Origin of the sequence: Gaoshiqia hydrogeniformans, from assembly GCF_049347105.1 — a bacterium.
GTDB lineage: Bacteria > Bacteroidota > Bacteroidia > Bacteroidales > Prolixibacteraceae > Gaoshiqia > Gaoshiqia hydrogeniformans.
On the sequence record NZ_CP186334.1, the window covers coordinates 4825552 to 4851250 of the forward strand.

General features: G+C 45.5%; 21 protein-coding genes. 17 read left to right on the forward strand and 4 right to left on the reverse strand.

The features are described 5' to 3' along the window. Nucleotides 1-113: 113 nt before the first annotated feature. The 5 genes from ACOIT5_RS19195 to ACOIT5_RS19215 are packed head-to-tail and all read left to right on the forward strand — an operon-like array spanning nucleotide 114 to nucleotide 5790. On the forward strand, nucleotides 114-1457 hold the full coding sequence (locus ACOIT5_RS19195) for a Gfo/Idh/MocA family protein (protein WP_423127787.1): 1344 nt from the start codon (nucleotides 114-116) through the stop codon (nucleotides 1455-1457). A 34-nt stretch (nucleotides 1458-1491) separates the two neighbouring features. Then, nucleotides 1492-2475 carry a Gfo/Idh/MocA family protein gene (locus ACOIT5_RS19200; RefSeq protein ID WP_423127788.1) on the forward strand — a complete coding sequence of 328 codons (984 nt, stop codon included), beginning with the start codon at nucleotides 1492-1494 and terminating at the stop codon, nucleotides 2473-2475. A 16-nt stretch (nucleotides 2476-2491) separates the two neighbouring features. Beyond that, on the forward strand, nucleotides 2492-3733 hold the full coding sequence (locus ACOIT5_RS19205; protein ID WP_423127789.1) for an N-acetylglucosamine-6-phosphate deacetylase: 1242 nt from the start codon (nucleotides 2492-2494) through the stop codon (nucleotides 3731-3733). 19 nt (nucleotides 3734-3752) lie between these two features. Next, a complete protein-coding gene (locus ACOIT5_RS19210; RefSeq protein ID WP_423127790.1) occupies nucleotides 3753-4991 on the forward strand; it encodes an Nramp family divalent metal transporter in 1239 nt (412 codons plus the stop codon). Between the two features lie 16 nt (nucleotides 4992-5007). Beyond that, nucleotides 5008-5790, forward strand: a complete 783-nt coding sequence (locus ACOIT5_RS19215; RefSeq protein WP_423127791.1) for a glucosamine-6-phosphate deaminase — start codon at nucleotides 5008-5010, stop codon at nucleotides 5788-5790. Nucleotides 5791-5833: 43 nt separating this feature from the next. Here ACOIT5_RS19215 and ACOIT5_RS19220 read toward each other — a convergent pair whose 3' ends face one another. After that, complete coding sequence (locus tag ACOIT5_RS19220; protein ID WP_423127792.1) at nucleotides 5834-6493, reverse strand: HAD family hydrolase; 660 nt, start codon at nucleotides 6491-6493, stop codon at nucleotides 5834-5836. A 501-nt stretch (nucleotides 6494-6994) separates the two neighbouring features. On the opposite strand from ACOIT5_RS19220, the gene ppdK reads away from it, so the two are divergent. The 3 genes from ppdK to ACOIT5_RS19235 all read left to right on the forward strand — a co-directional run bounded on the left by ppdK (nucleotide 6995) and on the right by ACOIT5_RS19235 (nucleotide 11872). Next, nucleotides 6995-9709 carry a pyruvate, phosphate dikinase gene (gene ppdK / locus ACOIT5_RS19225; protein WP_423127793.1) on the forward strand — a complete coding sequence of 905 codons (2715 nt, stop codon included), beginning with the start codon at nucleotides 6995-6997 and terminating at the stop codon, nucleotides 9707-9709. 166 nt (nucleotides 9710-9875) lie between these two features. After that, nucleotides 9876-11291: a nicotinate phosphoribosyltransferase gene (locus tag ACOIT5_RS19230; protein ID WP_423127794.1), complete on the forward strand. Its 1416-nt coding sequence runs from the start codon at nucleotides 9876-9878 to the stop codon at nucleotides 11289-11291. A gap of 41 nt (nucleotides 11292-11332) precedes the next feature. Further along, complete coding sequence (locus ACOIT5_RS19235; RefSeq protein ID WP_423127795.1) at nucleotides 11333-11872, forward strand: nicotinamidase; 540 nt, start codon at nucleotides 11333-11335, stop codon at nucleotides 11870-11872. Between the two features lie 79 nt (nucleotides 11873-11951). Here ACOIT5_RS19235 and ACOIT5_RS19240 read toward each other — a convergent pair whose 3' ends face one another. Next, entirely contained in the window at nucleotides 11952-12500 is a 549-nt protein-coding gene (locus ACOIT5_RS19240; RefSeq protein WP_423127796.1) for a DUF6515 family protein, read from the reverse strand. A gap of 200 nt (nucleotides 12501-12700) precedes the next feature. Here ACOIT5_RS19240 and ruvX point away from each other — a divergent pair, with 200 nt between their 5' ends. The 5 genes from ruvX (at nucleotide 12701) to ACOIT5_RS19265 (ending at nucleotide 18744) form a co-directional block, all read left to right on the forward strand. Further along, a complete protein-coding gene (ruvX, locus tag ACOIT5_RS19245; protein WP_423127797.1) occupies nucleotides 12701-13120 on the forward strand; it encodes a Holliday junction resolvase RuvX in 420 nt (139 codons plus the stop codon). Beyond that, entirely contained in the window at nucleotides 13120-13680 is a 561-nt protein-coding gene (gene def, locus ACOIT5_RS19250) for a peptide deformylase (protein ID WP_423127798.1), read from the forward strand. The genes ruvX and def overlap by 1 nt, the downstream gene beginning before the upstream one ends. Before the next feature lie 120 nt (nucleotides 13681-13800). Further along, nucleotides 13801-15720: a ComEC/Rec2 family competence protein gene (locus tag ACOIT5_RS19255; RefSeq protein WP_423127799.1), complete on the forward strand. Its 1920-nt coding sequence runs from the start codon at nucleotides 13801-13803 to the stop codon at nucleotides 15718-15720. A 221-nt stretch (nucleotides 15721-15941) separates the two neighbouring features. Continuing rightward, nucleotides 15942-17276, forward strand: coding sequence for a Trk system potassium transporter TrkA (trkA, locus tag ACOIT5_RS19260; RefSeq protein ID WP_423127800.1), 1335 nt, complete (start codon nucleotides 15942-15944; stop codon nucleotides 17274-17276). Nucleotides 17277-17295: 19 nt separating this feature from the next. After that, nucleotides 17296-18744, forward strand: coding sequence for a TrkH family potassium uptake protein (locus ACOIT5_RS19265; protein WP_423127801.1), 1449 nt, complete (start codon nucleotides 17296-17298; stop codon nucleotides 18742-18744). A gap of 17 nt (nucleotides 18745-18761) precedes the next feature. On the opposite strand, the gene ACOIT5_RS19270 is transcribed toward ACOIT5_RS19265, so the two are convergent. Continuing rightward, nucleotides 18762-19376, reverse strand: a complete 615-nt coding sequence (locus ACOIT5_RS19270; protein WP_423127802.1) for an L-threonylcarbamoyladenylate synthase — start codon at nucleotides 19374-19376, stop codon at nucleotides 18762-18764. Between the two features lie 86 nt (nucleotides 19377-19462). Between ACOIT5_RS19270 and mnmD the strand changes: the two genes are divergently transcribed. The 4 genes from mnmD to ACOIT5_RS19290 all read left to right on the forward strand — a co-directional run bounded on the left by mnmD (nucleotide 19463) and on the right by ACOIT5_RS19290 (nucleotide 21978). Then, nucleotides 19463-20125: a tRNA (5-methylaminomethyl-2-thiouridine)(34)-methyltransferase MnmD gene (mnmD, locus tag ACOIT5_RS19275; RefSeq protein ID WP_423127803.1), complete on the forward strand. Its 663-nt coding sequence runs from the start codon at nucleotides 19463-19465 to the stop codon at nucleotides 20123-20125. 52 nt (nucleotides 20126-20177) lie between these two features. After that, complete coding sequence (locus tag ACOIT5_RS19280; protein WP_423127804.1) at nucleotides 20178-20789, forward strand: FKBP-type peptidyl-prolyl cis-trans isomerase; 612 nt, start codon at nucleotides 20178-20180, stop codon at nucleotides 20787-20789. An 18-nt stretch (nucleotides 20790-20807) separates the two neighbouring features. Further along, a complete protein-coding gene (locus tag ACOIT5_RS19285) occupies nucleotides 20808-21515 on the forward strand; it encodes an FKBP-type peptidyl-prolyl cis-trans isomerase (protein WP_423127805.1) in 708 nt (235 codons plus the stop codon). 100 nt (nucleotides 21516-21615) lie between these two features. Continuing rightward, nucleotides 21616-21978 carry a DUF3127 domain-containing protein gene (locus ACOIT5_RS19290; protein WP_423127806.1) on the forward strand — a complete coding sequence of 121 codons (363 nt, stop codon included), beginning with the start codon at nucleotides 21616-21618 and terminating at the stop codon, nucleotides 21976-21978. A 73-nt stretch (nucleotides 21979-22051) separates the two neighbouring features. Here ACOIT5_RS19290 and nifJ read toward each other — a convergent pair whose 3' ends face one another. Further along, the gene (nifJ, locus tag ACOIT5_RS19295; protein ID WP_423127807.1) at nucleotides 22052-25600 is read right to left on the reverse strand and encodes a pyruvate:ferredoxin (flavodoxin) oxidoreductase; all 3549 of its coding nucleotides are present in this window, start codon (nucleotides 25598-25600) and stop codon (nucleotides 22052-22054) included. Nucleotides 25601-25699: the final 99 nt, after the last annotated feature.

Genomic DNA, 25699 nt, shown 5'->3' on the forward strand with positions numbered 1-25699 from the left:
GCAAACGTTTGCGTATAATATTTCAATTAAATACCTTTGAAACATGATAACTGTGCGTAATATGTATAAAAAAGACTGAACGCTATAAATCAGTCAAACTAAACCAATATCCCATGACCAATTCAAGACGAACGTTTATCAAAAAATCGGCGACAGGGGTTGCTGCAACTTATCTTGGAGGCATTTTACCCGGCTTCAGCGCCCAAAGTTATAAACGAATCATCGGATCAAACGGGCGGATCAGCATATCTGCGGTTGGCGTTAACTCCAGGGGAAATGCGCTGGCTGAAAATTTTGCCAGTCAGCCTAATTCCGAAGTAGCCCACGTTTGCGATGTTGACCGCCGCGCTATGGGAAAATGCATCAGCACGGTTGAAAAAAAGCAGGATCGGAAAGCTGTCGGTTTTACAGACTTTCGCAAATCGATCGAATCGAAAGATATTGATGCCGTTGTAATCGCCATGCCTGACCACTGGCACGCTCCGGCTTCTCTTTTAGCCATGCAGGCCGGGAAACACGTGTATGTTGAAAAGCCATGCAGCCACAACCCCCGGGAAGGCGAGTTACTTCGCGAAGCTGCCGGCAAATACAATAAAGTTATTCAAATGGGCAACCAAAGGCGTTCGTGGCCCAATGTAGTCAAAGCGATTGAAGAGCTTAAAGCCGGAGTCATCGGGAAAGCCTATTTCGGGAAAAGCTGGTACACCAATAATCGTGGCCCCATTGGGACAGGGAAAGAAGTTCCGGTACCCGAATGGCTCGATTGGAACCTTTGGCAGGGCCCTGCCCCCCGGCAAGCATACAAAGACAACATCGTGCATTACGACTGGCACTGGCGCTGGCATTGGGGAACCGGTGAGGCGTTAAATAACGGCACGCATATGGTTGATCTGTTACGCTGGGGATTTGGAGTCGATTATCCCGTCAGGGTAAGTTCGAACGGCGGACGCTATCGATATCAAGACGACTGGGAAACCCCTGATACACAAGTGATCAATTTTGATTTTGCGGAGGGCGTGACCATGACCTGGGAAGGCCGGAGTTGCAACGGCACCCCGATTGAAGGCAGTTCAGCCGGGGCGATGTTTTACGGAGAAACAGGAGCACTGCTCCTGCCCGGCGGCAATAACTACAGCATTTTTGATCTGAAGGGAACGCTTATAAAAGAGGTTAAAGACGATTTCAAAATCGACCCAAGAAACCTGGCAAATCCCGCGCAAAACCTCGATGCCCTGCATATTCAAAACTTTTTTAACGCAATTTTGAATGGAGAAAAACTTGCCGCAGATATTGATTCCGGGCACAAGAGCACGCTGTTGGTTCAGTTGGGAAATATTGCCCAGCGCGTTGGCAACTCACTTGAAATTGATCCGGAAACAGGTCACATCCTGAATAACAAACAGGCCGAACTCCTTTGGTCGAGAGATTATGAAAAAGGCTGGGAGATGAAACTCTGATTGATTTAAAATGAACCTGTAAAAAACTAAAGAAATGTACACACGGAGATCATTTATAAAGAAAGTAAGTCAGGGAACTGCCATGTCTGCACTTGCATGTTCGCCGGGCATTGCTGCGGCTTCGAACATGATATTCGGCAATGAATCCGGTGAAAAGCCCCTCATCATCGGGATTATTGGTGCCGAAAACTCACATACCATCGGATTAGGAAAGGTCTTCAACATTGAAAAAAAATTCCCCGGCGCCGAGCTGCGTTACGTGTGGGGCGAAACGGAAGACTTCGCTAAAGCGGCCATGCAAAAAGGAAATATTCCGAACATGGTGAAAGATCCCAAAGAAATGCTGGGCAAAATTGACGCATTGATTGTCGATCACCGTCATGCAAAATATCACCTGGGTGCAGCCAGACCATTTGTAGAGGCCGGAATTCCGACGTTCATCGATAAACCATTTTGTTACCGGCTATCCGAAGGAAAAGAATTTCTGGCTATGGCCAGGGAAAAAGGCACACCTGTCAGCTCATTCAGCTCCGTTGCCCAAAGCGCCGCCACGTTTGATATCCGGGAACAAGTGCAGGAACTGGAAGATTTCAATAACATTGTCAGTTACGGTCCTGCTGATTTCAGCTCGCCTTACGGAGGAATCTTTTTTTACGGGATTCACCTGGTGGAGCCGCTAATGCTCATTTTCGGAGAAGATATTGAAACGGTCAGGGTTACTCGAAACGGCAGTCACGGCAGCGCAAACCTTTTGTTTACGAGCGGCCTGTTCGCAACCCTCATTTTTAAGCGTCTTTCATACGGATGGAACACGTACATTGAAACCAAAAACGAGATTAAAGAACTAAAATCAAGGGTACAGGAACCCGTTCCGGCCAAAAATTACTCGGATATGGTCGACATGTTCCGCACCGGGAAAGAACCACGAAGTCACGAAAGCATCCTGAAAAGTGTGGCCGTTTTGGAAGCCCTCGAAAAATCGGGCAACAACGGAAAATGGGTAGAAGTAAAAATCTAAAAACAAACAAATTGCGATGATTAATCCGGTTAAACGTCAATTCAACTATTTCCTGCTCTGTTTAGCCATGATCTGGATGAAAACATCATTTGGACAGATAAAAATTGAAGGACTGCATTATCTCGACCATACTCCGGTTTCAGTGGAAATAACGGACGGAAAAATTGCGGATATCAGGCGAATCGAAAAATTGTCAGACGGAAACCAGACTCTTTATATCGCCCCCGGGCTGATCGACAACCAGGTGAATGGTTACCTGGGAGTTTCATTTGTGTTTGGCGGCAGCGAACTGACAATTGACGGAATAAAAAAGGCCACGGCCGGTCTCTGGGAAAAAGGGGTCACCACTTACCTGCCCACGCTCACCACTAACAGCCGTGAAACCTTATTAAAAAACCTCCGGATACTGGCCAAGGCCAAAAACGATCCGTCGCTACGGGGTTCATTAGCCGGATTTCACCTGGAAGGACCGTATATCTCGCCACTGGATGGTTTCAGGGGAGCACATCCGAAACAACACGTGCGTAAGCCCGACTGGAACGAGTTTGAAGCCTTTCTCAAAGCTTCAGGCAACGGCATCCTGACGGTAACCCTTGCGCCTGAGTTAGATGGGGCGCTGGAGTTTATCCGCCAGTGTTCAGCAAGGGGAATTATTGTCGCCCTCGGCCATCACAATGCATCAAAAGATCTGGTTGACCAAGCCGTCCTGAACGGCGCCCGGATCAGCACTCACCTTGGGAACGGATGCGCCAACCTGATTAACCGGCACGACAATCCCCTATGGCCCCAACTGGCCAACGACAGATTATTGGTTAGCCTCATTTGCGACGGATTTCATCTGCGTGACGAAGAAATTAAAACGTTTTACGCCGTAAAAGGACCGGAAAGAACCATTCTCACCTCCGACATTACAAGTTTTGCCGGCCTGCCTGCCGGGAAATACATCAACGAAGACGGGGAAACCATCGAACTAACGGAAGACGGACTGCTGCGTTACCCTGCCCAGGATGTGTTGTATGGCTCGGCCACACCCATTAACCGCGGACTTGTCCGTATCATGAACGTCACCGGTTGTACCCTGGCCGAAGCCATCCGCATGGGAAGCGCCAACCCCGCCGGTTTGTACGGGCTGACTGACCGCGGCGAAATGGCTCCCGGCAAACGCGCCGACCTGATCCTTTTCACCATTGACAAACGGGAGTTAAATATCAAAAAAACATATGTGGAAGGAACACTGGTCTACGAAGCGGAACAATAATCATCATACATTCAATTTTATGCAAAAAAGTTTGGGAAGAAAGATTCTGATTGCGCTGAGCGCAGTCGGGCCCGGGTTATTTTTGATTGGATACAACATCGGGACAGGCAGCGTGACAACGATGGCAAAAACAGGCGCCGAACATGGCATGGAGCTCTTTTGGGCGCTTGTATTGTCATGTATTTTCACATTTATCTTGATGGTGGCATACGGAAAAGTAACGTTGGTAACCGGCAAGACGGCGCTCTTCAACATCAAATCCGAATTTAAACAAGGCTGGATTCTGGCGCTTTACATCCTGATTGCATTGATTCTCGGCGAACTGCTGGCCCTCGTTGGCGTCATGGGAATTGTAGCCGATCTGGTCCAGGAAGGTATCCGCCTGGGGTTTAACGGCGCTCATATTGACACGGTGTGGATTATCCTTTGCCTCGTGGTTGCGCTTTATTTTTTGCTTTGGTTTGGTCGTTATCAATCTTTTGAGAAAATCCTGATCGCGTTTGTTATCCTGATGGGCCTGTCTTTTCTGGTGGTCTTTGTCATGGTTAAACCCAGCATTTCTGCTTTGGCAAAAGGCCTGGTCCCGGGTATTCCCGACACCCCCGGCGCTTTCGGGCTGATTGCAGCCATTGCCGGTACCACCTGTTCCGCAGCAGTGTTTATCATGCGCAGTACAGTCGTTGCCGAAAAAGGATGGAACGTTACGCATCTGAAAAATGAAAAAAGGGATGCTTTTGTCTCGGCGACAATGATGCTTTTTCTGAGCGGCGTTATCATGGCCGTAGCGGCCGGAACCTTGAACCTGATGGGATTAAAGCTGGACAATACCGTTGAAATGATCTCCCTGTTTGAACCAATCGGGGGAAAAGTGGCGGCATTTATCCTAATTCTCGGGATTGTAGGCGCCGGCCTTTCAACCATTTTTCCGATCGTTTTGATTGCCCCCTGGCTGGTTTCAGACTACACCGGAAGACCCCGGAATATCCATTCCCCGCTTTCACGCGGCCTGATATTTTTTGCAATGCTGTTTGCCTTTGGAAGTGTATTTCTCGAACAGCGCCCACCAGCCCTGATGATCTTTTCACAGGCATTTCAGGCCTGCATCCTCCCGGCAGTTGCCATCCCTGTTTTCGTCCTGATTAACCGGAAGAATGTAATGAACGGATATAAGGCAAACCTGAAAGAAAACATCGGGATTACAGCGGTTATCCTGTTTTCATTCCTGACAACTTATTACGCAATTGTTGAATTATTCTAAAAATACAATGACAAATATGAAAAAACCGGTTAAAGCATTTCAGAAAGACCTTCTGAATGTTCGGATTTATACGGACAAAATACAAATGGGTAAAGCTGCGGCCGACTATGTGACCGAAAAACTGGATCAGGCTATTCAGCAAAAAGGAAAAGCCAATTTGATCCTGGCCACCGGAGCTTCTCAGTTTACATTTCTTGATGCACTGAAAACCAGGAAAATTAACTGGGAAAAGATCACTGTTTTTCACCTGGATGAATACAAAGATTTATCCGTTCAGCACCCGGCAAGTTTTCGCAAATACCTGAAAGAGCGTATCCTTGATCAGGTAAAACCCGGTAAGGTTTACCTGATCAACGGGGATGCAGCTAACCTGAATGAAGAAATAGAAGCGTATGAAAAACTGTTAAGAGAACATCCTGTTGACGTGGCCTGCATAGGGATTGGAGAGAACGGGCATATCGCATTCAACGATCCGCCGGTAGCCGACTTTAATGATCCGCGCTGGGTGAAAGTGGTGAGACTGGACCACGGGTGCCGGATGCAGCAGTTAGGCGAAGGCTGGTTTGCAACACTGGATGATGTCCCCAAAGAAGCTGTTTCGCTCACGATCACAGCCATCATGAACTGTAAAACTATCAGTTGTGTTGTACCGGATGAAAGGAAAGCAGAAGCCGTATACCACACGCTTCACTCCGAAATTACAACAGCTTGTCCGGCAACGATTTTAAGAAAACACCCCAATACAATCCTGTTTCTGGACAAGCCGGCTGCTTCGAAACTATGGGATGGCAATTTATGATGATTTACTGCCAAAAATGAGGAATACCTGACCGCTCTGCAAATCATTTTAAAATACGGCTGATTAACTCCCTGGATATTTCTGGTATAGCAGAAATAATGGCATCGGCCTGGCTTAAATCCTGCCTGCCCGAATTTGGGTTCTTAAAACCAATACATTTCATATTGGCGCTTTTAGCCGCAGTTACTCCGTTGTATGAATCTTCAATCACGACACAGGATTCCACTGCAATTCCAACCAATTCGGCAGCTTTCAAAAATATCCCGGGATCGGGCTTACCTACGTCTACATCTTCACCGCTTACGGTTGACTGAAAATATTTCCGTATGCCAAAAACACGAAGAATATGGTCGATTTGTTCATGCGGTGACGAAGACGCCAATGCCAGTGAAAACTTATTGCTGTGCAAATCAGCAATCAGTTCGGGGATGTACGGAATTGGCTTTAACTGATTATCTTTTTTCAAACGTCCCATATAAAGTGATTTTTTTAATTGAATGATATACGGAACGTTGATCGGCAATTCATACATCTCCCCTATTTTCGCCCACATGACCGCATCGGTTGTTCCGATAAAAGCGTGGTGCTCTTCGTCAGAAACACGGACACCCAGTAAACGGAAAATCTCTTTTTCACAAGCCATATGAATCGGTTCGCTATCAATAATCACCCCATCCATATCGAGAATTACGCACTGTTTCATCCTTCAGGTTTATTTCTGTTCAAAAGATATCCTTTCCAGGGTTTGGCCCTGGTCTTATTCACATACCGATAAAGAAAAGCAACCATACCGAACCAGCCGATAGCCTGCTTAATGAAGCTTTATTATAAAAGAAAATAGGATGGGGTTGCCATCCTATTTTCTAACTTAACCAAACCTATCTCTATGAAAAAATTATGCTTATTCTTCTACTAAAATCACACTTCAAAAATACCCCGGATTTTCGTTAAGAAGCTACAAGGTACGTTAATAAATGTTAAGAATTTATCCGTTCCACAATACATTCACTACAAGAGCAATAAGCCTGATCATGCAAAAAAAACGGGTCGTATTTTTTAATTCAGGGTCGAACAAATTACACAATGGTTACATAACAGTTGCGGGTAGTAACTTTCCATTTCAATTTTAAAAAAAATACGCCTACATTAGCAACTGAAAACTTAGACTTAATTCAATATTTTAACTAATCCAAAAAAGCGTTTTATGGGAAAGTACGTTTATACATTTGGTAATGGAAAAGCTGAAGGAAAGGCTGGTATGAAGAACCTCCTGGGAGGCAAAGGCGCTAACCTGGCAGAGATGAACCTGATTGGAGTTCCGGTACCTCCTGGTTTTACAATTACCACAGAAGTATGTACCATTTATAATCAACAGGGAAAAGCTGCAGCTTTGGAGGCCATTAAACCCGAAGTTGAAAAAGCGGTTGCCCTTATCGAAGAACTTACCAACACAAAATTCGGGGACAAAGACAATCCCTGCCTCGTATCTGTCCGGTCGGGGGCCCGCGTTTCGATGCCCGGGATGATGGACACCGTGTTAAATCTCGGTTTGAATGATCTGGCGGTTCAGGGTATTGCAAAAAAATCGGGCAATGAACGGTTTGCCTGGGACTCATACCGTCGCTTTGTACAAATGTACGGCGATGTGGTGCTTGGCATGAAACCGGAAAGCAAGGAAGACATTGATCCGTTTGAGGGGATCATGGAAGCGCTGAAAGAAGAAAAACACATTGAACTGGATACCCAGTTTTCAACCGAAGACTTGAAATTACTGGTCATCCGCTTCAAAGAAGCCGTATTGAAAGTGACCGGAAAAAGTTTCCCAGACGACCCGTGGGAACAACTATGGGGCGCTGTATATGCCGTTTTTGACAGCTGGATGAATGAGCGCGCCATCTACTACCGCAAAATGAACGGATTCTCTGCCGACTGGGGTACAGCCGTAAACGTGCAGTCCATGGTATTTGGAAATATGGGCGATACGTCGGCCACCGGCGTAGCCTTTACACGCGATGCTGCTACCGGCGAAGACCTGTTCAACGGCGAATACCTGATCAATGCACAGGGGGAAGATGTTGTTGCCGGGATCAGAACACCCCAGCAAATTACCCTTGAAGGCAGTAAACGCTGGGCCGAACTGGCCGGCGTTGCCGAAGAGGAACGAAAAGCCAGTTTCCCCTCACTCGAAGAGACGATGCCGACGCTCTACTCCGAATTGGTGGCTGTTCAACAAAAACTGGAAAACCACTACAAAGATATGCAGGACCTGGAGTTTACCATTCAGGAAGGAAAACTATGGTTGCTGCAAACCCGTAACGGGAAACGAACCGGGGCTGCAATGGTGAAAATTGCCATCGATATGCTTGAACAAGGCATCATTGACGAAAAAACAGCGCTGATGCGTATCGAACCAAACAAACTGGATGAGTTGCTTCACCCGGTTTTTGATACCGATGCCATCAAAAAAGCCCGGATACTGGCCAAAGGCCTGCCGGCATCTCCGGGAGCGGCCACAGGTCAAATTGTATTTTTTGCCGATGAAGCGTCTAAATATGATGTTTCAATTCTAGTGCGTATCGAAACTTCGCCCGAGGACCTCGAAGGAATGAATATCGCACGCGGTATTCTTACGGCACGCGGCGGTATGACTTCTCATGCAGCCGTTGTTGCCCGCGGAATGGGAAAATGTTGTGTATCCGGCGCCGGCGCTATCAAGATTGATTATAAGGCCAGGACAATGACCATCGGCGGAAATAAATTCAAAGAAGGCGACTGGATCTCACTAAATGGCTCAACGGGTGACGTTTACGATGGAAAAGTTCAGACCAAAAACCCGGATATGGGTGGAGATTTTAGCAAGGTGATGGATCTGGCCGATCAATTTACCCGCATGTCTGTCCGAACCAATGCAGATACGCCGCACGATGCCCAGGTAGCCAGAAAGTTTGGCGCACGGGGGATTGGCCTTTGTCGCACCGAACATATGTTTTTCGAAGGTGAACGGATCAAAGCAATGCGCGAAATGATCCTTTCCTCGACAAAAGAAGGCCGGGAAAAGGCGCTGGCAAAACTTCTTCCCTACCAGCGAGACGACTTCGAAGGCATCTTTGAAGCCATGGAAGGTTACGGTGTGACCGTCCGTTTGCTTGACCCGCCGTTGCACGAATTTGTTCCGCATCAGCAGGCGACACAGAAAGAACTGGCCGACGAAATGGGTATATCCATCGACGCAGTCAAATCAAAAATTTCGGAACTCGAAGAGTTCAATCCCATGCTCGGACACCGTGGTTGCCGCCTCGGAATTACTTATCCTGAAATTACGGCCATGCAGGCTCGCGCTATCATCGAAGCCGCCTTAAACCTCAAAGTCAAAGGGATTGATGCCCGACCGGAAATCATGGTTCCACTGGTAGGTACGGTAGCCGAACTGAAGAACCAGGCCGATATCATCCGCGAAACAGCAGAAAAAGTTTTTCAGGAACGAGGTGGACGGGTTGATTTCCTGTTGGGGACCATGATTGAAATTCCGCGTGCGGCACTCACTGCCGATCACATCGCCGCCGAAGCCGACTTTTTCTCTTTCGGAACAAACGACCTGACACAGATGACACTCGGTTACTCACGCGATGATGCCGGTAAATTTTTGCCTGTCTACCTGGATAACGGAATCCTGAAAAATGATCCCTTCCAGGTTCTCGATCAGAATGGCGTCGGACAACTGGTTAAAATGGGTGTTGAAAAAGGACGCTCAACCAAACCCGGGCTCAAAGTGGGTATTTGCGGCGAACACGGCGGAGAGCCTAGCTCTGTTGAATTCTGCAACAGCGTTGATCTCGACTATGTCAGCTGCTCACCCTACCGTGTACCTATTGCCCGCGTAGCCGCCGCCCAGGCAAATATCAAACACAGCCAGATGTGATAAAATAACGATAACACGTAAAGCCGCCTCATCAACCGAAGGCGGTTTTTTTATTTATTATCGCGTGATAAAATTCCGGAGATGTAGCTCAATTCAATGCACAAACGCTTCATCCTCATTTATTTTATGCGTAATTTGCATGAAATTCCTTTCAAAAAGATTCCCTATGTATCCGATCTGGAAAAACAGCGGTTTATATACAGACCATTACGAGTTGACCATGGCACAGGGCTATTTTCTGAGTGGCCGCCATCTGAAAAGAGCGTGTTTTGATTATTTTTTCCGAAAGAACCCCTACCAGGGCGGGTATGTTGTCTTCTCCGGTTTATCGACACTTCTGGACTTGCTCGAAAATTTCAGGTACGAAGCCGATGCTTGCGAATACCTCGAATCCATTGGGTTTGATAAACGTTTTATCAGCTACCTGAAAACTTTTTCATTCAGGGCGTCGGTATATTCGGTCAAAGAAGGTGAAATCATTTTTCCTAACGAACCGGCCTTACGGGTTGAGGGCAACATCCTGGAAACCCAGTTAGCGGAAACCCTGTTATTGAATGTTCTCAACTTTGAATCGCTGATTGCGACTAAAGCCAGCCGGATGAGGTTAGCCGCAGGCGATAAACTTCTACTCGAATTCGGCTTGCGACGCGCCCAGGGTACCGGAGGAATAAATGCTTCGAAGGCGGCCATCAGCGGAGGTTTCGATAAAACATCGAACGTGTACAGCGCTCACTTGTACGGACTGGAAAGCAGCGGAACCATGGCCCATTCGTGGATCCAAAGTTTTGATGATGAACTGACCGCCTTTAGAACCTATGCCAACTATTTTCCGGATGACTGTATCCTCCTGGCCGATACCTACGATACCTTAAAAAGCGGCATTCCCAATGCAATAACCGTGGCTCAGGAACTCCGGCAGAAAGGCCATCAGTTGAAGGGGGTTCGCCTCGACAGCGGCGACTTGACCTACCTGAGCAAAAAAGTAAGAAAGATGCTGGATGAAGGTGGTTTTCCAGAGGTAAAAATAGTCGCATCCAACCAACTCGACGAAACGATTATCCAAAGCCTGTTATCCCAGGGCGCGCCAATTGATGTATTCGGCGTTGGAACCTCCCTGGCCACCGGAAAAGATGATGCAGCACTCGACGGCGTATATAAACTTTCATGGTTCGACGGAAAGCCTTCCATAAAGGTCTCTGATAATCCGGCGAAGATGACCTTACCGGGGATTAAAATCATCCATCGTTTTATTGATCAGGACCAGCTGTTTTGTGCTGACGGGATTGCACTGACTGAAGAACAACCCTACCAATACATTCATCATCCGGCTGAACCGGGGAAACAGAAAAACATCAGTCACTGCGCCAAAGAAAGGCTGATGCAACCGGTTATGAAAGACGGCCGGTCTATTGTCAATCAGCAAAAACCGCAGGATATCGCCAGGTATACCTTGTCGCGGCTGAAACAATTACCCGAAGAACATAAACGTTTTTTAAACCCGCACGTTTATAAAGTCGGGCTTAGCAGCGAATTACTGGAGTTACGAAACCAACTCGCCAGGCGTCATTCAAACAAAGCCTGAATTTGTTTTGATGTGAGGATAAACCTAAAACCGAATATGCGATGAAAACACTGATTATTGTAGATCTTCAAAATGATTTTTTGCCGGGGGGAGCCCTTCCTGCACCAAAAGGAAGCCGGATTATTCCGGTTCTCAACAAGCTGCTCGGCCATTTTGATTGGGTGATTGCCTCCAAAGACTGGCACCCGAAAGAAACCGTTCATTTTAAAACATGGCCGGTCCACTGCGTGGCCGGTTCATGGGGAGCTGAGTTTCCGCAGGAACTAAACCGGCCTAAAATTGACCTGGTCATCCAAAAAGGCACACGGGATTCCGACGACGGCTACTCGGCATTCGAGGCCACCAATGTCGGTCTGGATCTGCTATTGAAAAATAAAGGCATTAAAACACTGTATATATGCGGATTAACAACTGAATATTGTGTAAAAAATACGGTTCTTGACGCCTTGCAGGCTGGCTACGAAACCTATGTCATTAAAGATGCTGTTGAAGGTGTAAACGCCCGGGAGGGGGATGAAAAGAAGGCTTGGGAAGAAATGCAACATGCAGGCGCCAAAATCATTCTGCATACCGAAATATAAGCCGGAGTGTTTCTTTATGAACAAAAAGAAAGCCGTCAAAAAGACGGCTTCCGATAAAAAGTGTTCAATATATAATGAACTAGAAATGGGCTGAAATATGGATGCCAACACGCGGAGCTAAACGGTAACCATTCCCGTAATGCTCAAAATACAAGTCTCCGTGTCGGTAATAAACCTGGTGTCCTACGCGTACCCGTTCGCAACGGAACGGTAAATCAACAAAAACAAGGTGGCGGGGAAAATCAACTCTCACATAACCAACGCCGTGATGATAATGATAATAATGTCCTTTGTGATAATAGTAGTTTCCGTGGCTGTGCTTTATTTTTACCGGGGTTGTATCAAACCGGCGATAAACATGTCCGTATTTCGGATGGTTGTAGCTGAACTTATTGTGTTTGTCGTAGTGATATGAATGATCCTTCTTGTGATTTTTATGTGCGTAATTCTTATTTCCCTGGTTATACGGCGTATGATAATTTCCACGGCCATCATTCCGGTTTTTCTCCTGTTTTCTTACTTCGCTCTGTTTATATTCACGTCTTTGCGCTTCTGCATCGAAGCTAAACATTACTGCTGCAAATATGAATGCTGCTGTAATTAATCTGAAGTTTAATTTTGCTTTCATGGCTTCCAATTTTAAAATTCAACATCCTTCTTTGTTGGGTGCCTGTTTACCGGTATTCAGTTAACTCTGATAGTCAAAGTGTATGCCAAAAATACAACAAGCTGACAACCAGATCCATAGTCATCAATTCGGTATAATAATAAAATACAAATCTTTTTTTCTGAGAAAGAGATTATTACTTTTGCAGCAAATCTTAAAATGTGGGAAGAATTTTAGCCATTGATTACGGAAAAAAAAGAGTTGGGCTTGCCGTTACCGATCCGATGAAAATGATTGCCGGCAAGCTAACCACTGTACCCAGTCATCAGATCTTTGACTTTTTGAAAGAATATTTTCAAAAAGAAGATATTGAAAAAATAATCATTGGCTATCCGCTTCAAATGAACAATGAAGCCTCTCAGTCCGTTTTGTATATCAATCCGTTTTTAAAGCGTTTTCAAAAGCTCTACCCCGACATGCCCATCGAACAGGTAGACGAACGATTTACATCGAAAATGGCTTTTCAAACCATGATTGATGCCGGCTTGAAAAAAAAGGACAGAAAAAATAAAGGAATGATTGATGCAGTAAGTGCTACCATTTTGCTTCAATCGTACATGGAACAACAAAAATATAAATAATGATTTACCCGATTACTGTTTACGGAGAACCGCTGTTAAGAAAAGTTGCCGAGCCAATTAACAACGACTTTCAAGGTTTAAAAGAGCTTATTGACGATATGTATGAAACCATGTACCATTCAGACGGAGTCGGCCTGGCTGCCCCGCAAATCGGAAAATCGCTGCGTATTTTTGTTATTGATGCCACGCCTGCGGCTGATGACGAACCCGAACTGGAAGGTTTTAAAAAAGCTTTTATCAACCCCGAGATCGTGGAACGCCGGGGAGATGAATGGATGATGAATGAAGGCTGCCTGAGTTTGCCTGAAATCAGGGAAGATGTGTCCCGGCCTGAGTTTGTCCGGATAAAATACCTGGACGAAAATTTAGTTGAACACATTGAAGAATACGGCGGCTTTGCTGCACGGGTTATTCAACACGAATACGACCACCTGGACGGAAAGTTATTTATTGATTATTTAACCCCTCTGAAAAAGCGCATGCTGAAAAGTAAGCTTACGGCCATTTCGAAAGGGAAAGTGAATCCATCGTACCGCATTGTGCTTCCCGGAAAAAAGTAGTCATTCATACGGATAAAAGATAGGTTTCGTCAAAAATTTACATACGTTCATAAAAATTAGCATAAACAACAAAGCCTGTCTTCGCGGATTGCGTTAAATTGGATATAAAAATTCCAATTCGTGAGTTTCTTTCATAGCAATCCGTTTATAAAAATTGTAAGCGTTGCCTTGTTAGGGATTATCGCTGCCAACCAGATTCCGGAGTCCATTTTCGGGTTCTGCCTGTTGCTTTTCATCCTGGCCCTCCTTTTATTCAAACAGGCAGTTGACAAACGCCCGTTCTATGATTTTGTTTCGTCTGCCTTCCTGCTGACGGCCATCCTGGTTCTGTTTATGATCCATGTCCGTTCAAAACATCATACAGACCTCGAAAAACTAAACGGCACACAAACATTTTCGGCTATTGTATTGGAAAAACCAACAGAAAAAGCCAACTCTTACCAGTGTATCATACAAATTTGCCAAACCAGTCCGGTTTGTCTGTGCAACCAAAAGCTACTTGCCTATTTAGGAAAGTCGGAACTGACAAAAGGTTTACGGGCAGGCGACCTGATCGTTGCTGAAGCCAACATCCGGGAAATCGGGAACAGCGCCAATCCCTATGGTTTTGATTACAAAAGCTACATGGCCCGGCAAAAAATCTATTACAGCGCTTTCATAAAATCTTCGGACATTTATAAGTCCGGCACATCGTCGTTCTCGCTGCTTACAGCAACGGAACGATTTCGCGGATACCTGCTGTCGAGCTTAAAGAGCCAGTTAAAACATCAGCAGTCATTTGAGGTGATTTCGGCCCTGACCCTGGGTTACCGCAAAGAGCTTTCACCCGAGACCCGCACCTACTTCTCCGCTACCGGGTCTATGCATGTGCTGGCCGTTTCGGGTTTACATGTTGGAATGATCTTTATGTTTCTGAGCCGGATCTTTTCGTTTCTCAAACGTTCTGCCGCCGGCCGGTGGTTTAATTTTTTCGTGATTGCCTCTTTTTTATGGGCATATGCCTTGCTTACCGGGCTTTCTCCGTCGGTACTCCGGGCCACGGTCATGTTTTCGTTTATCCTGGCCGGCACCAACCTGAACCGCCCTACCCCAATCTATAATTCAATTGCCGCGTCAGCCTTCTTTTTATTATTTATCAATCCCAACCTGCTTTTTGAAGTTGGCTTCCAACTTTCGTACCTGGCTGTGATCAGCATTGTTTTTTTCTACCCAAAGTTCGAAAAACTTACAAATCCCAAACACCTCCGATGGGTCTGGCAATTGCTTTGTGTTTCGGTAGCTGCTCAAATCGGGGTATTGCCGCTTACCATTTTTTATTTCAACCAGTTTCCTGTTTTTTTCTGGCTGAGCAATTTCATTGTCGTTCCCGCGGCATATGTCATTCTCAGTTTCACCTTTGCATTTTTTGTTTTCTCTTCGGTAACGATGATCAGTCAGGGACTTATTTGGATTTTGGAAGGAGTTACCACATCCGTTCTCTTCCTGCTCAGGTTAATCAGTCAATTTCCCTACGCGTTGATTGAAGAGATCCGGATATCCGCCGTTCAGGTTTTGAGCCTCGTCGTGATGTACGGTTTCGGCATGTTTTTTATCAAATTCAAAAACCATATTTTCCTCTTTCTATGCCTGTTCGCCTGTTTCGTGTTCCAACTTTCCGGGTTCGTTGAACGATCAACCGTATTCAATCAACAAAAGCTGATTGTTTATGAGTCAAACAGGCCGCTAATCCACCTGATTAACGGCAGAACCAATTACCTGCTCTGTCATGCCGAAAATCTGCCAGATCCCTATTTGTATGAACCGGTTCTTTTAAAACTGCATTTAGATCCGCCCGAACTTATCCGTTTAAACACAGAATCTAAAACAAAAAGCGAAGATTTAATCTGCGAAACCGGTTATATTCAGTTTATCAGGCACTCGTTTATTTTGGATCGTGAAAACAAAGAAACAACACCAGTTAATCGTGACACCACGATCATAAATGGCATGATTGATCTGCATCGCATCAAGCAGTCAACCATCAGGCTGAAACTCCGTTGACGGAAATAGGGCGCCAATTCAATACAGATCAAACAACAGCAAACCTTTTTTTACGAGGTTTTCTGCAGGATAAAATATAAATCTCATTTTCAAAACGATAGCTCCAAATAAGAAGTAAAAAACAAGGCGTTAAAACCAAAAATGCGTTCTTTTAGGTGGAAATTCTCCTTTTTATCCGTTACTTTGCCTGGCTATAATGATAATGACTGAATAAAACTGCAATGAAGATTGTAATTGTTGGCGCAGGCGAAGTTGGTACACATCTGGCTAAAATGTTGAGTCGGGAAGAACACGACATCGTATTAATGGATGATGATACCGACAGACTTATAAAATCATCGAGCCAGGTTGATTTGTTAACGGCAAGTGGTTATGCCAATTCGTTTAAAGACCTTAAAGATGCCGGTACAACCAAAGCAGATTTATTTATTGCCGTAACGCCATACGAAGAGCGGAATATTTTTGCTTGTATCCAGGCCAAAGACATGGGGGCTCAAAAAACGGTGGCCCGAATCAATAATGGCGAATACCTTCAGGAAAAATATAAAGACAAGCTAAAAAACCTGGGAGTTGACGAGTTGATTTACCCGGAAAGTCTGGCCGGCAAAGAGATTGCGACATCGGTAAAACAAGTAGGCACGCGCCAGTTGATTGAGTTCTCAGGAGGAAAGTTGATCCTGATGGGAATTAAGATCAGGGAGAATGCTCTGATTATCAACAAAACACTGGAAGAATTATCTTACATCGAATCAGAAATCCGGGCGGTTGCCATAAACCGGGCAAACGATACAATCATCCCACACGGAAAAGATTACCTGAAAAGTGGCGACATTGTATTTTTCATTACCACCAGGGCTTACCAGAATAAAGTTTTTGAAATGACCGGAAAAGAAATATTTCCTGTCAGCAACATCATGATCCTTGGCGGAAGCCGTATCGCTCAAAAAACGATCGATCGCTTGGGAGAACACTACAATATAAAAATCATTGATTCGGATAAAACACGCTGTCAGCAACTGGCCGACCGGTTCGAACATGTGCTGGTCATTCAGGGCGACGGGCGTAACCTGGGTTTGCTGCACGAAGAACGGATTGAACGCATGGATGCCTTCATTGCCGTAACCGGAAACTCCGAAACCAACATCCTGTCGTGCCACCTGGCTAAAAAACTGGGAGTTAAAAGAACCGTGGCTGAGGTTGAAAATATCGACTTTATGGGTATTGCCGAAAGTATGGACATTGGCAGCCTGATCAATAAAAAGCTGATTGCAGCCAGTTACATCTACAAATACACCCTTGGCGCTGAAGTCGCACAGGCGAAATGTTTAACCGCCACCGATGCCGAAGTATTTGAATTTATCGTAAAAGAAGGCGCCAAAATTACAGAACAACCGTTAAAAGACATCTCGTTTCCCGAAGATGCCATCATTGGCGGGGTTGTTCGCGGCTCTATGGCTTTTGTGGCCAAAGGCGACACGGTGTTCCAGGCGGAAGATAAGGTTGTTGTTTTTGCCTTGCCTTCAGCAATCCGTAAACTCGAAAAGTATTTTAAATAGCTACTGAAAAATCAGGTTCATGCTCAATGTCAAAGCGATTATAAAAATCTTCGGACTCTTACTGATTATTGAAGGTATCGCGTTGCTATTATCGCTGGGAGTTGCGGTCATCTACCGGGGAAACGACATCACTCCCCTGCTGAAATCCTCGTTAATTTGTTTGGGAACAGGCGGCCTCACTTTTCTTGCCTCAAGAAAGGCAGAGATGAAGTTATCCAAGAATGATGGCTTTATTTTGATGAGTTTGAGCTGGATCCTCTTTTCAATATTTGGCAGTCTGCCCTATTTACTCAGCCATACGGTGCCTGGCATTACCGACGCTTTCTTCGAGTCTATGTCGGGTTTTACAACAACCGGCTCTACCGTGCTAACTAATCCGGAATCCGTATCTAAAGGGATCTTATTTTGGCGCAGCCTGAGCCAGTGGATCGGAGGATTAGGCATTATTACGCTGACACTGATTGCACTTCCGCTTTTCGGGATTGGCGGGCTGAATTTGTTTTCAAGCGAAATTCCGGGTTCGGCCCCGGACCGGATGAACCCTAAAATTCAGCATAACCTGCTGACTTTTGGGACCGTTTACCTGCTTCTTACAGCCATCGAAACTGTGCTGCTGGTTCTTGGGGGGATGAGTTTATTTGATGCCGTCAACCACTCATTCACGACCATCTCCACCGGCGGTTTTTCTACCAAACACGATTCTATAGCGCACTGGAATGTGCCACTTATCCAGTATGTGGTCATTTTCTTTATGATCTTAGGTGGAACAAACTTTACCCTGGTCTATTGTTTGGTAACCGGTAAGTTTGAAAAAATCCTGAAAAATGAAGAGTTCAAATATTACCTCTTCTTCATCGTTGTATTTACAGCGATTATATTCAGCGGACTATTACTTACAACTACACACGAATTCAACCAGGCCTTTCGGAATGCCTTGTTCCAGGTGGTGTCAGTCCTGACAACAACCGGGTTTGTGACTACCGATTATCTTTTATGGTCTCCGATATTGACTTTACTACTGTTCATCCTTTTCTTTTTTGGCGCCAGTAAAGGATCAACGGGGAGCAGCATTAAAATTGTACGGATTGTCTTATTGCTGAAAAACAGTTATTACCAGATGCGCAGGCTGTTACATCCGAATGCGGTCATCCCGGTCCGGCTTAATAAACGCTCTGTTCCCGAACAGCTGATTACCAATGTGCTGTCTTTTTTTATGATCTATTTTTCGATTGTGATCGCAAGTGCCATCGTGTTTGCCATTTTTGAACCCGATTTTTACTCGGCCATCGGAGCAGTATCTGCAAATTTGGGAAACATTGGCCCCGGGCTCGGCCATTACGGGCCTTTCAGCAATTACCATGACGTACCCGATGCCGGGAAATGGTTTTTATCTTTTCTGATGCTGTTGGGCCGCCTCGAAATATTCACGATACTGATTCTTTTTTCGCCTGCATTCTGGAGAAAGTAAAACCGGGATAAACCAATCTATAAATCAATTACGCCTTTACCCTGACGAACAATTACCGGAGTGTCCGAAGTACAATCAATTACGGTTGATGCCATGTTTCCTCCGTAACCGCCGTCAATCACCAAATCAACCACATCACGGAATTTTTCGTGGATCAGTTCCGGATCAGTCGTATATTCGATAATTTCGTCATCATCGTGAACTGAAGTCGACACAATCGGGTTGCCCAATTCCTGTACAATTTCCTGAATAATCCGGTTATCGGGCACACGGATACCAACCGTTTTCTTTTTGCCCTTAAAATATTTCGGCACCTGATTATTTGCTTCCAGGATAAAGGTGAACGGACCCGGCAAACAACGTTTGATGAGTTTAAATGTTTGGTTCGAAATCGGTCGGGTATAGTCGGACATGTGGCTCAGGTCGCTGCAAATAAATGAGAAGTTTGATTTTTCAACCGAAACTTGTTTTATCCGGGCTACACGCTCCACGGCTTTTGCATTGGTAATATCGCAGCCAATACCGTAAACCGTATCGGTCGGGTAAACAATCACCCCCCCGTTTCTCAGAACATCAACAATCTTCAGGATTTCCTTAGAGTTAGGATTCTCTTCGTAAATTTTCACCAGCATAGCCATTCATTAAAAACTGTTAAATGTAAGATTATTTTATGGATGGCTCAAATAAAATCCCGAAATTCGCGGGCTCAAATCCGCTTATGGAACGACAACTCATTCATACAGAAGATGGTTCGCATACCTTATATGTGCCTGAAATAAAAGAACATTTTCATTCAATACACGGCGCTGTTCAAGAATCAAAACATGTATTTATTGAAAATGGGTTACAACAATGCCCGAAAGACGAGTTGACGATATTGGAAATTGGCTTTGGCACCGGCCTTAACGCCTTGCTGACGCTGATGTACAAAGGGCCGAAAATCATTCACTATTTCGGCATCGAAAAATACCCCTTAGCCGAAAACGAGTTCAAACGGCTAAATTATCCGGAACAATTAGGAGAAAACCTGAAAGGACCATTTCTGAAAATACATGAATGCCTCTGGAATCAGGCCATTGCCATTGTTCCCGGATTTCAGCTGACCAAAGTGGAGGCAGATCTCCCGGATTTTGATTTTTCGGAACTTCCACCGATTGACCTGATCTATTTCGATGCCTTTGCACCCGACAAGCAACCGGAAATGTGGCAGGAAGCTATTTTCGCGAAAATTGCCCAAAACACGGTAAGCGGAGGCCGTTTTGTAACCTATTGTGCAAAAGGAGAGGTTCGCAGGGCACTCATCCGTTGCGGATTTAAGATGCAACGACTACCCGGTCCGCCCGGAAAAAAAGAGATGTTATCGGGAGATAAAATCCAATGAACTAAAACTGTTTCAAAAATTAACCTATCTTCGCAACTTTATTTTAGATGATATGTCAGGATACAAATTTAACGACGGGCTCGATGAGTTTAGCTACGCTCTCGGATTGAGTGTTACGAGCAATTTAATTCAGTCGGGCGTAAAAACAATCTCCCCTTCCGGATTTATGCTTGCAATGGAAGATCTGTTTAAAGGAGGGCAAGTAAAAATGACGGCCGAAGAAGCCAATCATATTTTACAGAGTTTCATGGAAGAACAGCAAAACAGCGATGCTGACAATAACCTGGAAGAAGGGCTGAAATTTTTGACCGAAAACCTGAAACATGCCGATGTAACCGAAACAAACAGCGGGCTTCAATATAAAATTCTGGTTGACGGAGCCGGTGAAAAACCAACCGTAAACGACCAGGTAAAATGCCATTATCACGGGACCCTGATCGACGGGACAGTTTTTGACAGCTCCGTACAACGCGGCACTCCTGCCATTTTTCCGGTAAACGGGGTAATCCAGGGATGGGTGGAAGCCCTGCAACTAATGTCGGCAGGCTCAAAATGGAGACTTTTTATTCCTTCAAACCTGGCTTACGGGCAACGGGGAGCCGGAGGCTCAATTGGTCCGAATGCCACCTTAATTTTTGATGTAGAACTCTTGGAAATTGTTTAATCCATTCAAATAATTACAATGAACTTTAAACCTTTATTTTTTTCTCTGGCTGCTTTAATCGTTTTGGCAGCCTGTCAGTCAAACGGCCAATTGAAATCGGTTAAACTGACAAACGAAAACGACTCTGCAAGTTACGCTTTAGGTGTACTGATCGGTCAAAATAACAAACAAAACCTGGACGCCTCTCCGGGCGCCGACGAATTGAATCTGGATATTCTGATCAACGCTTTTGCCAAGCAACTCAAAGAAGAAGAAGGTGTTCAAATTTCTCCGGAAGATGCACGGACAATCATCCAGAAATTTTTTGAGCAGGTATCAGTAAAAGAAGCCAACAAAAACGCCGAAGCGGGCGAAGCATTTCTGAATGAGAATAAAGCAAAAGAAGGCGTTACAACCACTGAAAGCGGATTACAGTATGAGGTACTGGTTGCAGGAGAAGGTGCAAAACCTGAAGACGGCCAAACCGTAAAATGCCACTACCAGGGAACCTTAATCGACGGAACCGTATTTGACAGTTCGTACGAACGCGGCGAACCGGCCACCTTTAATGTAAACCAGGTCATCCCGGGATGGACCGAAGCCCTGAAGTTAATGCCGGCTGGTTCGAAATGGAAATTATATATTCCTTCAGAATTAGCTTACGGGGAACGTGGCGCCGGTCGCGATATCGGCCCCAATACGACATTGATCTTTGAAGTTGAACTGTTGGAGATTGTTGAGGAATAAAAAATCTTTATAACTTTTGATAAATCCCCCGGTCATTTTATTGCCGGGGGTATTTTTTTATCCGTAATTTTGGGATACTTAGAATTTTGAATGAATCGATATGGAAATTAAAGGAAAAATCAGACAGGTTTTGCCGGTTAGCTCCGGGACCAGCAAAACCGGTAACGAATGGAAGAAACAGGAATTTGTTATTGACACGATCGATGAGCAATTTCCCAAGCAAATATGCTTCACGTTATTTAACGACAAACTGAGCTTGGTTAACGGTCTGAAACCCGGAACAGATGTCAATGTTTCGTTCTCTGTTGAATCACGCGAATTCAACGGGAAGTGGTACCACAACATCAACGCATGGAAAGTGGACAATTTATCAGCCGAAGCTCCCGAACATTTTATCCCCGATTATACGGCCGATGATATCCCGCCGGAACCGACGGACGAAGGGAATGACCTTCCGTTTTAAACGAAAAAAGCATAAAATTTAAAAGCCACCATCCGCAAGGACAGTGGCTTTTGCTTTTATCGGAATGGTTTTTTTATTCCTCCGGAGCATAGCTCATGGCTGCATGTCGTTTGTAAGTAGCATAACGCCATTTGGCATTTTCTTCAGCTGCTTTAAACAACACGGCTGCCTGTTCCGGGAATGATTTCTTCAATGATGTATAGCGAACTTCACCATTCAGGAATTCCTGGAATTTGCTCCAGTCAGGCTCTTTCGAATCTAACTCAAACGGATTTTTACCTTCGGCTTCCAACAGCGGGTTGAAACGGAAGAGCGACCAGTAGCCGGATTCAACCGCTTTTTTCTCTTCTTCCTGCGATTTGCCCATGCTGGCACGTAAGCCGTGGTTAATACAAGGAGAATAAGCGATGATCAGCGACGGGCCCGGGTAAGCTTCGGCTTCGCGTAAGGCTTTCAGGTATTGCGCCTGGTTGGCGCCCATAGCCACCTGAGCCACGTAAACGTATCCGTATGTAATCGCCATCATGCCCAGGTCTTTTTTACGGATCTTTTTGCCCGAAGCGGCAAATTTAGCTACCGCGCCTACCGGAGTCGATTTTGAAGCCTGACCACCGGTGTTTGAATACACCTCGGTATCCATCACCAGCACGTTTACGTCTTCACCGGATGCCAACACGTGATCCAAACCTCCGTAGCCGATATCATAAGCCCATCCGTCTCCACCGAAAATCCAAACTGATTTTTTCACGAGGTATTTTTTCAGGCCAAGAATGTCTTTCGCATAAGCGGCATCCTTTCCTTCCAACACCTCAATCACTTTGGCAGAAGCGGTTTTTGATGCTTCAGCATTATTTTTACCTTCGATCCAGGCAGTGAAAGCCTCTTTTTCAGCCTCGCTGATCCCCTTCGTCAAAGCCTCAGTCATAATGGCTTCAATGCGGTCGCGTTGAGCATTTACGCCTTCGGCCATACCAAAACCATACTCGGCATTATCTTCGAACAAGGAGTTTGCCCAGGCTGGTCCGTGACCGCTCTCTTTGTGTTTACAATAGGGAGTTGCCGGAGCCGAACCTCCGTAAATGGAAGAACAACCGGTGGCATTGGCCACCATCATGCGTTCGCCGTATAACTGGGTAATCAGTTTGATATAGGGTGTTTCACCGCAACCGGCGCAAGCTCCGGAGAACTCGAACAGAGGTTGTGCAAACTGAGAGTTTTTAACTGACTTATGTTTTTCAACTACAGCTTCTTTGTAACTCACATTTTTATCCATATAATCCCAACGGGCAACTTCAGCTTCCTGTGTACCCAGCGATTTCATCACCAGCGCTTTTTCTTTCGACGGACAAACATCGGCACAGTTACCGCAACCGGTACAGTCGAGGACCGAAACCTGAATCCGGAACGACAAATCGGGGAATTGTTTGGTCGGAGTGGCTACACGGGTTTCTGTTCCTTCAGGTGCATTGGCCTTTTCGGCTTCTGTCAGCAGGAACGGACGTATAGCAGCGTGAGGACAAACATAGGCACACTGGTTACACTGGATGCAATTGTCAGCCTGCCATTCAGGCACGTTTACAGCAATACCCCTTTTTTCGAAAGCAGATGTTCCTTGTTCAAAGGTTCCGTCTTCGTAACCAACGAATTTCGAAACAGGCAAATCGTTCCCTTTTTGTGCATTGATGATATCAACAAATTTGCTGATATATTCGGGACGACCGGTTGCGGCCAGTTCTTCTTCCAGTTTAATGTCGGCCCACTCGGCAGGAACAGCCACTTTGGTCACATTCACACCACCGGCATCAACCGCGGCAAAGTTCATGTTAACAATTTTCTCCCCTTTTGCGCCATATGATTTTACAATCGCCTTTTTCATTTGCTCAACAGCCTTCTCGTAAGGAATGACATTGGTAATTTTAAAGAAAGCCGATTGCATGATGGTATTGGTACGGGTTCCCAAACCAAGCTCTTCGCCCAGTTTTGTACCATTGATGATGTAGAAGTTGATTTCCTTTTGAGCCAGGGTACGTTTCATGTGGTCCGGCAAGCGCTTTTTGGTTTCGTCTTCATCCCAGATGGAGTTCAGCAGGAATGAGCCGCCTTTTTTCAGGCCTTTCAATACATCGTACAGGTTGATGTAAGCCGGAACATGACAAGCCACAAAGTCGGGCGTTGTGACCAAATAGGTCGAACGGATCTGGCTGTCGCCAAAACGCAGGTGAGAACAAGTAAAACCACCTGATTTTTTCGAGTCGTATTCAAAATAACCCTGACAGTATTTATCGGTGGTATCACCAATAATTTTAATCGAGTTTTTGTTGGCGCCTACGGTACCGTCCGAACCTAAACCATAAAATTTAGCCTCGTAAATATTTTCGGGCGAAATTTTGATTTCTTCTTTTAAGGGAAGTGATTTAAAGGTTACGTCATCCACGATACCCAAGGTGAAACCATTTTTAGGTTCATTCATTGCCAGGTTTTCGTAAACGGCCAGAATTTGTGAAGGCGTCGTATCTTTCGATCCTAAACCATAACGTCCACCAACAATCGCCGGGGCATTTTCTTTACCGTAGAACAAATCTTTTACATCCAGGTATAAGGGTTCGCCATTTGCTCCGGGCTCTTTGCTGCGGTCGAGAACACAAATCCGTTTTACTGACTTGGGTAATACGTTCATGAAATATTTCGCGCTGAACGGACGGTACAGGTGTACGGACAACAAACCAACTTTTTGTCCTTTTTCGGCCAGGTGATCAATGGTTTCCTTAATGGTTTCGGTAACCGATCCCATCGCGATGATGATATTTTCGGCATCAGCAGCCCCGTAATAGGTAAACGGATGATATTCGCGGCCAGTCAGTTTTGTAATTTCCTGCATGTACGATTCAACAATATCCGGAACGGCATCGTAGAACGGGTTGGCAGCTTCTTTTGCCTGGAAGAAAATATCCGGATTTTGAGCGGTACCGCGTGTTACCGGATTTTCCGGGTTCAATGCGCGGGCGCGGAATCCAGCCAGGGCCTCCTGGTCGGTCAAGGGTAAGAAATCTTCCTTATCCAGATATTCAATCTTTTGAATCTCGTGTGACGTACGGAATCCGTCAAAGAATGAAAGGAAAGGCACGCGCGATTTAATAGTTGACAGGTGAGAAACGCCTGCCAGGTCCATTTCTTCCTGTACCGAACCGGCTGCCAACATGGCAAAACCAGTTTGACGGGTTGCGTAAACATCTGAATGATCGCCAAAAATAGAAAGCGCATGAGCAGCCACGGCACGGGCGCTCACATGAAATACCGTCGGCAGCAGTTCCCCGGCAATTTTGTACATATTCGGGATCATCAGCAGCAAACCCTGCGATGCGGTATAGGTCGACGTCAGTGCGCCCGACTGCAATGAACCGTGAACAGCGCCTGCAGCGCCTGCTTCACTCTGCATTTCAGCCAAACGTACCGGACGGCCAAACAAGTTGGTCTTCCCTTTTGCAGCCCATTCATCCACATACTCGGCCATGGTCGAAGATGGCGTAATGGGATAAATACAGGCAACTTCGCTAAACATGTAACTCATATACGCTGCCGCGTAATTTCCGTCACATGTGATAAATTTTTTTTCCTTTGCCATGTCTATTCAAGTTAAATTGTTTTTTTAATATTTCAAGTTTCAAATTCCAAGTTTCAAATTCCAGCCTGCCCCAAACACCTTTTTTGGCAAAGGTTAGGA

What these genes read in the sequence shown, in the direction of transcription:
- ACOIT5_RS19195 (WP_423127787.1), top strand. Translation starts at nt 114, where the DNA reads ATGACCAATTCAAGACGAACGTTTATCAAAAAATCGGCGACAGGGGTT.
- ACOIT5_RS19200 (WP_423127788.1), top strand. Translation starts at nt 1,492, where the DNA reads ATGTACACACGGAGATCATTTATAAAGAAAGTAAGTCAGGGAACTGCC.
- ACOIT5_RS19205 (WP_423127789.1), top strand. Translation starts at nt 2,492, where the DNA reads ATGATTAATCCGGTTAAACGTCAATTCAACTATTTCCTGCTCTGTTTA.
- ACOIT5_RS19210 (WP_423127790.1), top strand. Translation starts at nt 3,753, where the DNA reads ATGCAAAAAAGTTTGGGAAGAAAGATTCTGATTGCGCTGAGCGCAGTC.
- ACOIT5_RS19215 (WP_423127791.1), top strand. Translation starts at nt 5,008, where the DNA reads ATGAAAAAACCGGTTAAAGCATTTCAGAAAGACCTTCTGAATGTTCGG.
- ACOIT5_RS19220 (WP_423127792.1), bottom strand. Translation starts at nt 6,493, where the DNA reads ATGAAACAGTGCGTAATTCTCGATATGGATGGGGTGATTATTGATAGC.
- ppdK (WP_423127793.1), top strand. Translation starts at nt 6,995, where the DNA reads ATGGGAAAGTACGTTTATACATTTGGTAATGGAAAAGCTGAAGGAAAG.
- ACOIT5_RS19230 (WP_423127794.1), top strand. Translation starts at nt 9,876, where the DNA reads ATGTATCCGATCTGGAAAAACAGCGGTTTATATACAGACCATTACGAG.
- ACOIT5_RS19235 (WP_423127795.1), top strand. Translation starts at nt 11,333, where the DNA reads ATGAAAACACTGATTATTGTAGATCTTCAAAATGATTTTTTGCCGGGG.
- ACOIT5_RS19240 (WP_423127796.1), bottom strand. Translation starts at nt 12,500, where the DNA reads ATGAAAGCAAAATTAAACTTCAGATTAATTACAGCAGCATTCATATTT.
- def (WP_423127798.1), top strand. Translation starts at nt 13,120, where the DNA reads ATGATTTACCCGATTACTGTTTACGGAGAACCGCTGTTAAGAAAAGTT.
- trkA (WP_423127800.1), top strand. Translation starts at nt 15,942, where the DNA reads ATGAAGATTGTAATTGTTGGCGCAGGCGAAGTTGGTACACATCTGGCT.
- ACOIT5_RS19265 (WP_423127801.1), top strand. Translation starts at nt 17,296, where the DNA reads ATGCTCAATGTCAAAGCGATTATAAAAATCTTCGGACTCTTACTGATT.
- ACOIT5_RS19270 (WP_423127802.1), bottom strand. Translation starts at nt 19,376, where the DNA reads ATGCTGGTGAAAATTTACGAAGAGAATCCTAACTCTAAGGAAATCCTG.
- mnmD (WP_423127803.1), top strand. Translation starts at nt 19,463, where the DNA reads ATGGAACGACAACTCATTCATACAGAAGATGGTTCGCATACCTTATAT.
- ACOIT5_RS19280 (WP_423127804.1), top strand. Translation starts at nt 20,178, where the DNA reads ATGTCAGGATACAAATTTAACGACGGGCTCGATGAGTTTAGCTACGCT.
- ACOIT5_RS19285 (WP_423127805.1), top strand. Translation starts at nt 20,808, where the DNA reads ATGAACTTTAAACCTTTATTTTTTTCTCTGGCTGCTTTAATCGTTTTG.
- ACOIT5_RS19290 (WP_423127806.1), top strand. Translation starts at nt 21,616, where the DNA reads ATGGAAATTAAAGGAAAAATCAGACAGGTTTTGCCGGTTAGCTCCGGG.
- nifJ (WP_423127807.1), bottom strand. Translation starts at nt 25,600, where the DNA reads ATGGCAAAGGAAAAAAAATTTATCACATGTGACGGAAATTACGCGGCA.